Here is a 14,721-nt window from a genome sequence, read left to right as displayed (position 1 = left end):
AAATTAATTTTGCAAGAAGTCTAATAAGAAAAATGATGATAGTTGAATTAATAAAGGTGGTATTGTATATAAGAATAAATATAGAAAACATAAATTTAGATAATTAGTGAAAATTTAATAATAATTAATAATTTTTTATTGTGTAAAAATTCAATAATATGATAAAATCATAACGAATAAAATGACAATAACAAGAAAGGCGGGGTTAGTTTAGTAATTAAATAATATAATTAGCTGATTGTTTTACTTCTTCAAAGCAATACCTAAGAAAACTAAACGCGACCACAAATTAAAAGTACTTTATATTTTATCGTAAATTCACTATAATATATATGGATATATCAATTGATATAAGACAGAGGTGGCATTTTGCCTGAGAGATACTCTTGGAACTTGAACTAGGTAATACTAGCGGAAGAAGTCTTGTATATTTCAAAATATATTAGATTTCTTGCTATCATTAAGGAGGTTAAAAATGATGCAAGAAGTAAATAAGACTAATCAAATTTATCGTTGAATTTTAATATTAATTAATGGAATTTTTTGTTTCTTAATTGTCGGAGTAATAATTTTGATAACGATAAGTTCGGAAGAAAAATTTTTAAGCATTTTTTCTTCTAATTTTAGAAATACACAATTAATTAATAATAAAATTGTCTTATTTATTAAAATTGCCGTTATTGTGGTTTTATGATTATTTTTAGTTGCTAATTTAATATTAATTTGGTTATTAAGTTGGCAAAAAATAATAAAATCTAATGTTGATTTTAAAGTGATTAAAAAACAATGCTTTAAAATTTACCATTGAAAAACATTTGATTTAGTATTAATTGCTTTTTTTGTTAGTTTATCATTAATTTTAGATTATCTGATGATATTTTTTCCTAAATTACCAATGGGGGGCAGTATTGGTTTAAAATATTGACCTGTATTTTTAATTGCTTTTGTTGTTAGTTTTTGACACGGAATTGTAACCGGTGGTATTAGTGCTTTAATTTCATTAATTATTATTCCCCAAGGAGCAATTATTAATCCTTGACAATATTTATTAGATTATTTTATTCCTATGATTATGCCTTCTTTAATAGGAATAGTGAATATTAATTTTAAAAAGCGATTTAATGCTAACATTAAAATTTCCTTTATAATAACAGTTATTTGTATTATTATATATATATGCAATGTATTATCGGGGGTATTATATTTTGGTAATTATGCGTGAGATGGTTTTAGTGTTTGAGGTTATGCATTAATATATAATTTAATTTATGTTTTTATTTTTGTGTATCCTTTAATGATATTATCATTGCCGTTATTATTTAGAGTATTAATGCCGTGAAAAGAAAAATATAATGATCAAATTAATTAGCAAATGCTAATTAATTATTGGAGGTGATTTGATGGATGATGCAACAAAATATATTATTGTTAAAGGAGCTAGAGAACATAATTTAAAAAATGTTGATTTAACAATTCCTAAAAATAAATTAATTGTTTTTACGGGTGTTTCTGGTAGTGGAAAGTCATCATTAGCCTTTAATACGATTTATGCTGAAGGACAAAGAAGATATATGGAGTCATTGTCGGCGTATGCCCGACAATTTTTAGGTAATAGTGAAAAACCTGATGTTGATTCTATTGAAGGATTATCACCAGCAATTTCTATTGATCAAAAAACTACTAGTAATAATCCTCGTAGTACTGTGGGAACGGTGACGGAAATATATGATTATTTACGATTATTATATGCTCGTGTGGGACTACCATATTGTATTAATGGTCATGGTTTAATTAAAGCAATGACCATTAAGGAAATGATTAAACGATTAAAACAAGTAACAATGGAAGAACGCATTGAAATTTTGTCGCCAGTAGTTATTGATAAAAAGGGGACGCATTATGAGTTGTTTTTAACTTTGCGCCATGAAGGATTTTTACGGGTTAAGGTTAATAACCACGCTTATTCGTTAGATGATGATATTCAATTAGATAAAAATAAACGCCATAATATTGATATTGTTGTTGATCGCATTAAATTAAGTGATGATGATAATGTTTGATCTAATATTCATGACAGTTTAGAAAAATCATTAAAATATAGTAAAGGATTAGCAAAAGTTATTCTTGTTAATAGTAAAGAACAATTATTATTTTCGCAAAATCATGCGTGTAATCAGTGTAGTTTTACAATTCCGGAGTTAGAACCTCGTTTATTTTCCTTTAATGCGCCAATGGGGGCTTGTTCTGAATGTAAAGGTATTGGGATTCGCTTGGAAGTTGATGAAGATTTATTATTTCCTAATCGTAATCTTTCAATTAATCAAGGTGGGATTGAATTTTATAAAAATTTTATTGGTGGTGATACTTTAGAATGACAGAAATTAAAAATTATTTGTAAAGAATATGGTATTGACTTAGATCAACCGATTAAAAATCTTAGTGATGAACAAATTAATTATTTAATGTATGGTAGTGATGAACAATTAAATTATACTTTAGTATCTAATAGTAATAATACTTATAAAAGTTATGATTATATTGAAGGTGTTGCTAGTATTATTGAACGACGCTTTGTTGAAACTGCTAATGAAATGCGTCGTGAATATTATCGGAAATTTATGAGTGATAAAACTTGTTGGTCTTGTAAAGGGGCACGATTAAATCCTAAAGCATTATGTGTTAAAGTAGGAACAATAAATATTAATGAATTTACTAATTTAGATATTGATGAAAGTTTGGATTATATTCTTAGTTTGAAACTATCAGAGCAACAACAAGAAATTGCGAAGTTAGTTATTAATGAATTAGTTAATCGTTTAAGTTTTTTAAATGATGTTGGTTTAAGATATTTAAATTTATCAAGAGCAGCCCAATCATTATCTGGTGGCGAAGCGCAACGAATTCGTTTAGCAACGCAAATTGGTTCAAAATTGACAGGAGTATTATATGTATTAGATGAACCTTCAATTGGTTTACATCAGAAAGATAATGACCGTTTAATTAAAACTTTAAAATCGCTACGAGATTTAGGAAATACCGTTATTGTTGTTGAACATGATGAAGATATGATGTATCAAGCTGATTGCCTTGTTGATATTGGACCTAAAGCTGGTAAATTTGGTGGTGAAATTATTGCTGTGGGAACAATGGCTGATATTATTGCTAATGAAAAGTCAATTACAGGGAGATATTTATCACATCAAGAAACGATTACAATTCCAAAAAAACGCCGAAGTGGCAATGGTAAGAAAATTACTATTATTGGAGCAAGAGAAAATAATTTAAAAAATATTGATGTTACTATTCCTTTAGGAAAACTTATTGTTGTTACAGGGGTTTCTGGCAGTGGAAAATCAACTTTAGTAAATGAAGTGTTATATAAAAATCTGTTACGAAATTTAGGACAAAAGATTAATCGTCCGGGTAAACATCAAAATATTAAGGGAATGGATAATATTGATAAAGTTGTTAATATTTCGCAAGAACCGATTGGAAGGACACCGCATAGTAATCCAGCAACTTATACTTCAGTTTTTGATGATATTCGTGATTTATTTGCTGCGGCGCCATTAGCTAAAACTCAAGGTTATCTTAAAGGAAGGTTTTCTTTTAATGTTCGTGGTGGCAGATGTGAACGCTGTCAGGGAGCAGGAATTATTAAAATTGCGATGCATTTTTTACCAGATGTTTTTGTTACTTGTGAAATATGTGAAGGAATGCGCTATAATGATGAAACTTTACAAGTTAAATATAAAGGGAAAAATATTTATGATGTTTTAAATATGTCAGTTATTGAAGCGCAAGTGTTTTTTGCAAATATTCTCAAAATTAATGTTAAATTACAAACCTTACTTGATGTTGGTATGGGATATATTAAGTTAGGACAACCAACAACCCAATTATCTGGTGGGGAAGCTCAAAGAGTTAAATTAGCGACTTACTTACAAAAAAGAGCAACTGGAAAAACACTATTTATTTTAGATGAACCAACAACAGGATTACATATTGATGATGTTAAAAGATTATTATCAGTTCTTAGTCGTATTGTTAATAATGGTGATACCGTTCTTGTTATTGAACATAATTTAGATGTTATTAAGTTAGGTGATTACATTATTGACTTAGGACCTAATGGTGGGAAGTATGGTGGGGAAGTAATTGTTACAGGAACACCAGAGCAAGTAATTAATAGTAATAAAAATTCATATACCGCTGAATATTTAAGAAAAGTTTATCAAATTAATGATAATATTAAATTAAATATGTAGAAACCATATACATATGATAAAATTTTTTTAATTTTGTCGAAAACTCTTGATAAAATAAAAAAAATCATCAACTTGATAGAGCCTGTCCAAAATTCTGTGTCTCGATAATTCATTCTGAATTATACTTAAACGAAGGAGAACAGAAAATGACAAAAAAAAAAAAATAAAAAAAGAACCTGACGCAATTGATAAAGTTGTTGATTATTTTTTAGAAAATATTGATAATCCACAAGATTTATTTAAAGGCAATACTATTTTTCAGGAATTTACCAAAAAATTAACTGAACGAATGTTAAATACGGAAATTAAAGATTATCTTGAAACTGATGAGAATCATAATAAAAGAAATGGCAACACACAAAAAACCATTATTACTAAAAATGGTTCAATCGCAATTGATGTACCAAGAGATCGAAATAGTACTTTTGAACCAGTAATTATTCCGAAAAGACAAAGAAGATTTGATAACTTTGATCAAAAAGTAATTTCTTTATATGCAAGAGGAATGACAATTTCTGATATCAAAGCACAATTGCAAGAATTCTATCACGGAGCAGAAATTTCAGAAAGTTTAATTAGTCAAATAACTGATGATGTTATTGAAGAAGTTAAAATGTGACAAACTAAACCTTTAGAGAAGATTTATCCGATTGTTTATTTTGATTGTATTGTTGTTAAAGTAAAGCAAGATAAACGAATAATAAATAAAGCAGTTTATCTTGCCTTAGGAATTAATTTAGATGGTTTAAAAGATATTTTAGGAATGTGAATTAGTGAGAATGAGGGAGCCAAATTTTGACTTAATAATCTTACGGAAATGAAAAATCGTGGCTTACAAAATATTCTTGTTGCTTGTAGCGATAATTTAACTGGAATGTCTGATGCAATAGAAGCTGTGTTCCCAAAAACACAGCATCAATTATGCATTGTTCATCAAATTCGCAATAGTTTAAAATTTGTTCCTTACAAAGATCGTAAACTTGTAGCTAATGATTTAAAATCAATTTATACAGCAATTAATGAAGAAATAGCGTTAATTGCTTTAGATCATTTTTCTGAAAAATGAAATAAAAAGTATCCACAAATTACTAAATCATGAAAAAATAACTGAAATAATTTAATAATTTTTTTTGAATATCCTCAGGAATTTAGAAGAATTATTTACACAACTAATGCGATTGAATCTGTTAATAGTCAATTAAGAAAAGTCATTAAGAATAAAAAGATTTTTCCTAATGACGCATCAGTTTTTAAAATATTTTCTTTAATTTTAAAGATAAGTATTGATATTTCAATAAAACCTTGATTTTGCTGGGTTTTTAGTAAAACCGTGTTTTTACAAATCCCTATATTTAATAAGGGTTTTTTACCCTGTCAATACTTATCTTTAAAATTAGAAAAATATTTTATTTAGCATTTCAAAATATGGTTAAGAAATGAACGATGCCAATTCAAAATTGGGGTAGTGCAATTTCACATTTAATGATAAATTTGAAGACACAGAGTGAATTTAAGTTAATTACTTAGAGACACAGTTAATTGTACAGTCCCACTTGAAAGATAATTTTAAAAGGCTTTTATGTAAAATTACTATTTTTACTTTAACTTTTTTATACATTAAAATATAATACCGCTGTTTGTTGGTTTGGAGTTAAACCCTTATGTTGGTATTTTCATTTTCAGAGATTTAAATAATTTTGAATATTAGTAAAACCTAAACCATGATAATGAATTAAGGCTTCTTTAAGACTAGATTGTAATTTACTGATTTTATTTAAGTTACGATAACTAGCTTCAGGATTAATTGTTGTTTTAGTTACACATAAAGTAGAATTTGTTTGTTTTGCTACTAAAAAATATAATTTTTGCATATCAGAAGTAATAATTGAATTTTCGTTAATTAATTCTTTGTTCATATTTTCAATAACTCATTGTTTTTGTAAACGTTTGGTGTTTGTGGATTTAACATAAATATTGTTATTATTATCAATTGCCATTTGAATACAGCATTTAGTATTAGTTGCGAATGGGTCAAGGTGAATTCTTCGTGGATCAGTTTTATATTTGAAATTTCCTTTATGGATTTCTTTAATAAATGTTTCATCGATTTGGATTTTACCAGATAATTTTTTAAATTTTAATTGGGTATTTTCTAATTGTTTTGATTTCATTAATTTTTGACGATTATATCAAGCAGTTTTTAATGTAGTTTTAATAAAACGAGAAATTGTTTTACTAGATTGCCCCAGCAATGAAATTTGAATCAATAAATTTCATTGTTCATAATTTAAATGACTTCAATAAATAAAATGATTACGAAAAGCGTCAAAACTTGCACGGCAATTTTTACATAAATATTTTTGTTTTCCTTCTGAATTATGTCCATTTTTAACGCAACAGTAAGATTCACATTTAGATCATTTAATACCTTGCGCTCTAAATTTTTGATCAATTTCATTTAACCGTTTTTGTTTTTTTATTAATTCTGCTTGTTGTTTGACTTTTTCATAAAATTCTAAAAATTGATCATCTGTTAAAGTATTTACTAGTTCTTGAATTATTTTTTTCCATAATTATTATCCACCTCTATCATATTAAAAATATACCTAAAATTAAGTATATTAGACTTCTTGCAAAATTAATATGATAATTATAATTTTTAAATTTAAAATAAATATAAAAGTGTTATTAAAATAATTTTTAGATTATTTTTACAAATATTTTGTCATTAAAACATAATAAAAATTATTATTTACAATAAAAAAAGACTGAAATTTTAAATTATCAAATATATTTAAACTAATAGTTGTAAATTATAAATTGAAGCTATTAAATTAAATCTTAAAGCAAATCTTTTTCTACGATTTCGATATTTTTCACTAATAATTTTAAATTTTTTAAGTATAGCAAAAACATTTTCAATAACAATTCTCATTTTTGAAATTCGCTCATTATTTTGCTTTTCTTCTTTATTTAAAGGGTTTTTCTTTGATTTTCTTTTAGGAATTAAAACATTATGATTAATTTTTTGTATGCCTTGATAACCTAAATCCACTAAAACAGTTGTTTCTGGTAAAAATTTAATTTTTGAATCTTTTAAAATTTTAAAGTCATGGTTTTTACCATAAGAAAAATCAGAACTAATAATTTTTTTACTAGACTTCTTGCAAAATTAATTTAAAATATAATTGAATTGTTGTTTTTAATAAAAAGGTGGAATTTAAATGAAATTTAAAAAAAATAATCAAATAAGTGATAAAAATTTTTTAAGATTAACTGGTATTAAACATACTACTTTTAATAAAATGCTAGAAATTTTAAAAATAGAAGAATTAAAAAAGAGATTTCGTCGCGGAAGAACCAATAAATTATCATTAGAAAATCGTATTTTAATGACTTTAGAATATTGAAGAGAATATAGAACTTATTTTCATATTGCAAAAAGTTATGATATTAGTGAAAGTAGTTGTTATAGAAATATCAAATGAATTGAAGACACTTTAATAAAACACCCTAATTTTCAACAACTTACTGGTCAAAAATCACTATTAAAAGATTATTTCAAAGATAAGACTGTTATAATTGATGTAACTGAAAGCCAAATCCAACGCCCAAAAAAAGACAAAAACAGCACTACTCAGGAAAAAAGAAAAAACACACAATAAAAACACAAGTTATAATTGAAAAAGATAGTAAAAAAATTATTAGTTCTGATTTTTCTTATGGTAAAAACCATGACTTTAAAATTTTAAAAGATTCAAAAATTAAATTTTTACCAGAAACAACTGTTTTAGTGGATTTAGGTTATCAAGGCATACAAAAAATTAATCATAATGTTTTAATTCCTAAAAGAAAATCAAAGAAAAACCCTTTAAATAAAGAAGAAAAGCAAAATAATGAGCGAATTTCAAAAATGAGAATTGTTATTGAAAATGTTTTTGCTATACTTAAAAAATTTAAAATTATTAGTGAAAAATATCGAAATCGTAGAAAAAGATTTGCTTTAAGATTTAATTTAATAGCTTCAATTTATAATTTACAACTATTAGTTTAAATATATTTGATAATTTAAAATTTCAGTCTTTTTTTATTGTAAATAATAATTTTTATTATGTTTTAATGACAAAATATTTGTAAAAATAATCTAAAAATTATTTTAATAACACTTTTATATTTATTTTAAATTTAAAAATTATAATTATCATATTAATTTTGCAAGAAGTCTATTCAATAAATATCAAGAGTTTTCGACAAAATTAAAACAAAATTTTAGTTTTTACAAACTTTTAGGATGTATTTTCTTTTAGTTATGGATAATAACATACAGTTTGGAATCTGCAATTCTTGTGATAAAAACGATTTTTAATTTTAAAAGAAACGACAAATTAAAAATATGTCGCTGGTGCTTCCATATTAGAAACTTAGGGAATAACGATAGTTGCGTTCAAAAAATCTATAAATTAATTTCCCCTTAATTTATTTTTTTATATTTTTTTTGCAATTGGTAGACTAATAGTTATATTTTCGTATGAATTTATATTCATTTTATCTTTTGTTAAAACCAAAAGGTCAATTTTAATATCCTTTTTTTCTTTTAGATTTATATGATTTTCATTTAAAAAGACATCTTTAAAAATAAAATTTATATGATTTTCATTTATTGCATTATCAATTTCTTTAATTTTTTTTGTAATTTTCGGTAGTAATATTTTATTTAATTCTTCTTGAGTAACATTAGATGGATTTTTTACAAATATGTTATTTATCTTAATTTTAGTATTAGTTAGTGATTCATTAGTTGGTTTTGGTTGTTCTATTGGTTTTGGTTGTTCTATTGGTTTTGGTTGTTCTATTGGTTTTGGTTGTTCTATTGGTTTTGGTTGTTCTATTGGTTTTGGTTGTTCTATTGGTTTTGGTTGTTCTATTGGTTTTGGTTGTTCTATTGGTTTTGGTTGTTCTATTGGTTTTGGTTGTTCTATTGGTTTTGGTTGTTCTATTGGTTTTGTTAATTTATCACTACAAGAAATAATTAAACTTGTTCATATTACTATAAAATTAGTCATTCCTAAAATTGATAATATTTTTTTCACCTTAACATTCCTTCTTTCCTTACCAATTAATTTAATATTTTAAGAACATTTTTATTTTAATATAAAATAAAGTGAAAAATTCTTTTTTTTCTAGACATTATTACATAATTAAATTTAATCATTATTAATTCATCATTTTAAGATTTTTAATTTTTTATTCTCTTAACCAACCACTTTTATTTAAATAAGTTCCTCTCTAAGATATAAAAAATCCAACTAAAATATTTGCATTTATTTTGATTTTCTTACATTTAAGGAACTTAATTATAAACTATCTTTAAAATTAAATTAAAAAACTTTATCCTTTTTAATAGGACGCGTAAAGTTTTGTTTGAAGTTATTACTCAAAATTAATTATTAAAATAAAATTTTTATACGATATGTTTAATGAAATTTATTAAACATATCGTATTTTATTTTGCTAATGTTTGGAATGGCAACCCTTTTTAGGACACTTTTTAGGACACTTTTTAGGTCGCATTTAGTTTTCTTAGGTATTGTGCTTTGAAGAAGTAAAACAATCAGCTAATTATATTATTTAATTACTAAACTAACCCTGCCTTTCTTGTTATTGTCATTTTTATTCGTTATGATTTTATCATATTATTGAATTTTTACACAATAAAAATTATTAATTGGTCGCGTTTAGTTTTCTTAGGTATTGTTTTGAAGAAGTAAAACAATCAGCTAATTATATTATTTAATTACTAAACTAACCCTGCCTTTCTTGTTATTGTCATTTTTATTCATTACCATTCTATCATATTATTGAATTTTTACACAATAAAAAATTATTAATTTTATTAAATTTTCACTAAATATTTTTACTTACTTAAATCTATTATATTTATTTGTTACAGCATTACCTTTATAATTAATTCAACTATCGTCATTTTTATTATTATATTTATTTCATAATGAATTTTTATATATTTCTTTTCTGATTTCTATTTCTGAATTAATATTTTCATTAATGTAATGTAATACATTTAATTTGTTTAAATTTGCCATTCTTAAATGTAATAAATTATTTAAATTCTTATGATTATATATTTTTGCCCCATAGCCTAATTGTTGTTTTACTAAATGCGATACATCACTTTCAATGCTACAACCGATATTTCATTCTAAATTTTGGTTATGAATACCATGCTTATTATTACTGAAATAATTACTCGCCTTTCTTAAATTTGTTTTAATATCTTTATTTAATTCATTTTTAGCATCATTACGAATGTTTTTGATTAATTTTTGATTATTTCCATCCTTATATAATTTAATTCAACTATTTAATGTTACTTTGCGATTTTCAAAAATAATATTAAATGCCGTTTGTTTTAATTTTTTAATAGCGTGATAACCATCTAAAATATATCTAACATTACCGAAACTATTAGCAATTTCTCTAATTCAAGTATCACCATCACCACAAACAATTATTTTGTCATAATTAATATTCACATAATGTTTTTGTAATTCTTTAATTAATAAATCACGATAATCCATCGTATTTATTCGTTTACCAACTTTTAACATTAGAAAATGACCTCGTTTGTTTTCTAATTCTCTACGAGCATTTTTATAATTTTTTTCTTTATGTCCGGTATGAAAAGTAACTAAACGAATTCTCTGGTCTTGTTTAACTTTCTGATCTAATGTCGCTAAAAATGTCTCATCTAGTTGAATATATAAATTCTTATTTTTGACATCAATTCTATTTTTAGTTTCTTTTTCTGCTAGTTGAAAATATTCAGCAATATCATATTTATTTAAAACATTCGAAATACTAGCTTTTGAAATATAACAATGATTTAGAGCATCTAAAACATCGCGATAGCGTTTACCATCACCCAAAAGACTTAAAACTTTAAATTGGACATCAAAATAAATGCGTTGTTTGGGCAGTAAACCAATTTCTTTATCTAATAAACATACATATTCAAATTTACCTGATTTTTGATTTCAATATTTATATCGGCGTCGTTTAAAAATAACATCACCAAAAATTGTAATAATTGTTCTTGTTGCAAAATGAACTACTTTATAACCTTGTTTTAACCGATAATGATGTAAATATAGGTATTCATCTAATTTTTCGTATTCATTAGCTAGTTGTTCACATTTGTTGGTGTACATATTTTTATGGGTTGTAAATAAGTTTAATCAATGCTTATTTTCTGGGGTTTTTAAATTATTATTAATTTCTAACATAGAAAAACCACCTTTCTTGGTATTAATTTTAATAAAGTTTAATTTGGTTTGATTATTTTTTTGTTTTAATGATAATTTTTTCTAGAATTAGTATTCAATATTCTGAAAAAATGATAAAAATTCTTATTTAATTATTTATAATTAATTTGTATTAATTAAATTTTATAAATTTAAGAAAGGGTCGAGTGATTACTATAAAAATTTATTAATTAGCAAAAATTCATGAAAAGGATTTAATTAATATGAAAAAATTACTTAGTTTATTAAGTACAATAACAATAGCAGGAAGCGGAATGTCGGGCATTGTTGCCAATAGTCCGTATCCAACTCCAACACAAGAAAAAATAGAAAATATAAATAATAAAAGACAAAAACGAAGCAATAATGAAAATAATAAAATAAATAGAACAAAAATTGTTATTAAAACAAATGGCGGAGTTTTTGCTAGTGGAATATTATTAAACAATAAAATATATTTTGGTTCAGATGATCATAATGTTTATGAGTATGATCCTGCTACAGGACAACAAAAAATTGTTATTAGAACAGAGGGGGAAGTATGATCTTCTGGTGTAATTTTAAACAATAAATTATATTTTGGTTCAAAAGATCATAATGTTTATGAATATGATCCCGTCACAGGACAACAAAAAATTGTTATTAGAACAGAGGGAGAAGTTTGATTTTCTAGTGGAATTATTTTAAACAATAAATTATATATTGGTTCAGATGATCATAATGTTTATGAGTATGATCCTACTACAGGACAACAAAAAATTGTTATTAGAACAAAAGCTAACATTCATTCTTCTGGTGTAATATTAAATAATAAAGTATATTTTGGTTCAGATGATTATAATGTGTATGAGTATGATCCTACTACAGGACAACAAAAAATTGTTATTAGAACAAATTGATGACTTCCTTCTTCTGGGGTTGTTTTTAACAATAAATTATATATTGGTTCAGAAGACAGTAATATTTATGAATACGATTCTGTTACAGAACAACAAAAAATTATTAAGATAGCAAAGGGTGCGGTTTTTTCTAGTGGAATTATTTTAAATAATAAAATATATTTTGGTTCAAAAGATTATAATGTGTATGAGTATGATCCTACTACAGGACAACAAAAAATTGTTATTAGAACAGAAGGGGAAGTATGATCTTCTGGTGTAATTTTAAACAATAAATTATATTTTGGTTCAAAAGATCATAATGTTTATGAATATGATCCGGCAACAGGACAACAAAAAGTTGTTTTTAGAACAGAAGGAGAAGTTTTGTCTTCTGGGGTTGTTTTTAACCATAAATTATATTTTGGCTCACAAGACCATAATGTTTATGAGTATAGTGGATACTATTTAAATTCAAATTTAGGACAAATTAATAATAATTCTGATAATGTAATTTTAAGTGAATTAAATTATTTAAATCCTGATTTAGATATTTCACAATTAGAAATTATTAACAAGACAAAAAATTCAGCTATATTAAAAATAAAAAATAATTTAAATAATAATATAAAAATACATTATTCAATTGATAATGGGCAAAATAAAATTATTAATTTAAATGAATTGATTAAAAAAGCATTATTTTTTAAATTTCGAAACGAAAATCCTAATTTAAAATTTAAGGAAATAAATTATATTGATACTAATAATTTAAATTTTTCAGATATTGAAATAACAAAAAAAGAAAATTCATTTTTATGATCTAATGTTCCTAAAAATGTATGTTCTGATAGAGAAATTATCAATAAAACTCCAAATACAAGATCATTTAATGTACCTGCTTGTGAATATAATTCGAAATCAAAATTAGTATTTCAAATTACAACAGGATTAACTAAAACAAAACAAGAAAATAAATTAAATGGTTGAAACATAAATTCTGATGATGAAATGAAATTAACAGATTTTACAAATATAAATAATAGAAATTCTGAAATCATTAATGTATTATCAAATGAATTTGATTTATCAAACACAAATAAACAAGAACAAGAAATGATTTTAAGTATTTTTAAGGAACCCGCTGATAAATTTGAACTTAATCCCAATGAAAAATTAAAAATTACTTATCCAGTAAGAATAATTACATCTAAAGTTATATTAAATTTAAAACAAAAAATTACAGGAAATATTACTGCCAAAATAATTGATGATAACAATAAAGAACAAATAATTACATTATCAATTACAGAAGTAATGCAAATTTTACAAAAATATAGTTTATTACCCAATGAAATTATTATAGATAAAAACAATGATAAAATAACATTTAACGGTGAAGCATTATTTTCATTAGAAAGAGAGGGGGCGGTAAGAACAAATACAGTTACTACTATAGTATAAGGTTTTATAAAAACGATATTAGCTATTTAGAACAATAACTTTAATTGAAACAAGCACAACAAGTTTAAATTTCTTGTAAAAATAAAAAATGTTCAAACCAGTAATTAACTAAAATTACTGGTTTTTATTCTGACAAAATAAAAAGAAGAAAAATTGCTTAGTTGTTTAAGAGTATTGTCATCATAGACAACCACCTTTTAGGGTAGTAATTTTAACAGTTTTTAAATTTAATTATTAAGGGTTTTCAATTTCAATTCCAAAATTATTTGTATTATTTAATCTATAATTATTGGTACTACCATGCTCAAAAGTTAGTAATTCTGTTCCTTGTGTTTTAATTCTTATTGTTTTATTGGGTACACTAATCATTCAGGTATAAAAATTTAAACCCGAAGTATCTATTTTTGTTCCATAAGTATTTGTTATTTTTTGAAAGTCTTTTTGTTTAATTCTGTTATTTACAAGCTCTGCATTAAACTCTAAACTAAAAATTTTTACATTTTTTAAATTTGGTAATTGTTTATCTATATTTGCATTTATATTATCTTCTGTTCTTATCTCAACTTTTAAAAGGTCATGGTCTTGCCTTTCTGTTAAAAATCTTATTTTTTCTAAGTTTCTAATTTCAAAATCATAAACTTTGTTTTCGTTATCTTTATTTTTTTGTTCTACTGATTCACTTGCTTTTTTAGAACATCCAATTACTGGTAATATTGTTAATGCGGAAAGAGTTATTATATTTAAAATTTTCATTATTTTAATTCCTTTATTACTTTATTTTTTCAATATATA

General features: G+C 24.2%; 11 protein-coding genes, 2 pseudogenes and 1 riboswitch. Of the genes and pseudogenes, 6 read left to right on the top strand and 7 right to left on the bottom strand.

Going from position 1 to position 14,721, the window contains the following annotated elements; genetic code table 4:
* Nucleotides 1–347 precede the first annotated feature (347 nt).
* Nucleotides 348–437: riboswitch (TPP riboswitch) on the top strand.
* Nucleotides 438–478: 41 nt separating this feature from the next.
* From AAHM82_RS06950 to AAHM82_RS06940, 3 genes are all read left to right on the top strand, one after another.
* On the top strand, nt 479–1,369 hold the full coding sequence (locus AAHM82_RS06950; protein WP_342263434.1) for an energy-coupled thiamine transporter ThiT: 891 nt from the start codon (nt 479–481) through the stop codon (nt 1,367–1,369).
* 31 nt (nt 1,370–1,400) lie between these two features.
* Nucleotides 1,401–4,268 (top strand): excinuclease ABC subunit UvrA, encoded by a 2,868-nt coding sequence (gene uvrA, locus AAHM82_RS06945; RefSeq protein ID WP_342263433.1) that lies wholly within the window; start codon nt 1,401–1,403, stop codon nt 4,266–4,268.
* A gap of 208 nt (nt 4,269–4,476) precedes the next feature.
* Nucleotides 4,477–5,682: an IS256 family transposase gene (locus AAHM82_RS06940; RefSeq protein WP_425289015.1), complete on the top strand. Its 1,206-nt coding sequence runs from the start codon at nt 4,477–4,479 to the stop codon at nt 5,680–5,682.
* A gap of 196 nt (nt 5,683–5,878) precedes the next feature.
* Here the strand turns inward: AAHM82_RS06940 and AAHM82_RS06935 are convergent, their stop codons facing one another.
* The 4 genes and pseudogenes from AAHM82_RS06935 to AAHM82_RS06925 form a co-directional block, all read right to left on the bottom strand.
* The gene (locus AAHM82_RS06935; RefSeq protein WP_342263374.1) at nt 5,879–6,535 is read right to left on the bottom strand and encodes a transposase; all 657 of its coding nucleotides are present in this window, start codon (nt 6,533–6,535) and stop codon (nt 5,879–5,881) included.
* 69 nt (nt 6,536–6,604) lie between these two features.
* Nucleotides 6,605–6,694, bottom strand: a pseudogene (locus AAHM82_RS13940) (IS1/IS1595 family N-terminal zinc-binding domain-containing protein); the annotation flags it as partial.
* A gap of 10 nt (nt 6,695–6,704) precedes the next feature.
* The gene (locus AAHM82_RS06930) at nt 6,705–6,839 is read right to left on the bottom strand and encodes a hypothetical protein (protein WP_342263432.1); all 135 of its coding nucleotides are present in this window, start codon (nt 6,837–6,839) and stop codon (nt 6,705–6,707) included.
* Nucleotides 6,840–7,062: 223 nt separating this feature from the next.
* Nucleotides 7,063–7,422 (bottom strand): annotated as a pseudogene (locus AAHM82_RS06925) (transposase family protein); the annotation flags it as partial.
* Nucleotides 7,423–7,492: 70 nt separating this feature from the next.
* Between AAHM82_RS06925 and AAHM82_RS13935 the strand changes: the two are divergent.
* Nucleotides 7,493–7,933, top strand: a complete 441-nt coding sequence (locus AAHM82_RS13935) for a transposase family protein (RefSeq protein WP_342263396.1) — start codon at nt 7,493–7,495, stop codon at nt 7,931–7,933.
* Nucleotides 7,930–8,322 carry a transposase family protein gene (locus tag AAHM82_RS13930; protein ID WP_342264845.1) on the top strand — a complete coding sequence of 131 codons (393 nt, stop codon included), beginning with the start codon at nt 7,930–7,932 and terminating at the stop codon, nt 8,320–8,322. Before AAHM82_RS13935 ends, AAHM82_RS13930 begins: the two co-directional genes overlap by 4 nt.
* Nucleotides 8,323–8,752: 430 nt before the next feature.
* Here the strand turns inward: AAHM82_RS13930 and AAHM82_RS06915 are convergent, their stop codons facing one another.
* Nucleotides 8,753–9,358 carry a hypothetical protein gene (locus AAHM82_RS06915; RefSeq protein WP_342263431.1) on the bottom strand — a complete coding sequence of 202 codons (606 nt, stop codon included), beginning with the start codon at nt 9,356–9,358 and terminating at the stop codon, nt 8,753–8,755.
* An 828-nt stretch (nt 9,359–10,186) separates the two neighbouring features.
* Nucleotides 10,187–11,569 carry an Mbov_0401 family ICE element transposase-like protein gene (locus AAHM82_RS06910; protein WP_342263363.1) on the bottom strand — a complete coding sequence of 461 codons (1,383 nt, stop codon included), beginning with the start codon at nt 11,567–11,569 and terminating at the stop codon, nt 10,187–10,189.
* Nucleotides 11,570–11,811: 242 nt separating this feature from the next.
* On the opposite strand from AAHM82_RS06910, the gene AAHM82_RS06905 reads away from it, so the two are divergent.
* A complete protein-coding gene (locus AAHM82_RS06905) occupies nt 11,812–13,929 on the top strand; it encodes a PQQ-binding-like beta-propeller repeat protein (protein WP_342263362.1) in 2,118 nt (705 codons plus the stop codon).
* Nucleotides 13,930–14,163: 234 nt separating this feature from the next.
* Here AAHM82_RS06905 and AAHM82_RS06900 read toward each other — a convergent pair whose 3' ends face one another.
* Nucleotides 14,164–14,682, bottom strand: a complete 519-nt coding sequence (locus tag AAHM82_RS06900; RefSeq protein ID WP_342263361.1) for a hypothetical protein — start codon at nt 14,680–14,682, stop codon at nt 14,164–14,166.
* Nucleotides 14,683–14,721 lie beyond the last annotated feature (39 nt).

The sequence above is a fragment of the Spiroplasma endosymbiont of Clivina fossor genome, assembly GCF_964031115.1.
Lineage (GTDB): Bacteria > Bacillota_I > Bacilli_A > Mycoplasmatales > Nriv7 > Nriv7.
Note: the sequence above shows the minus strand (reverse complement) of the source record. Positions and strands in the feature narration are given on the sequence as shown.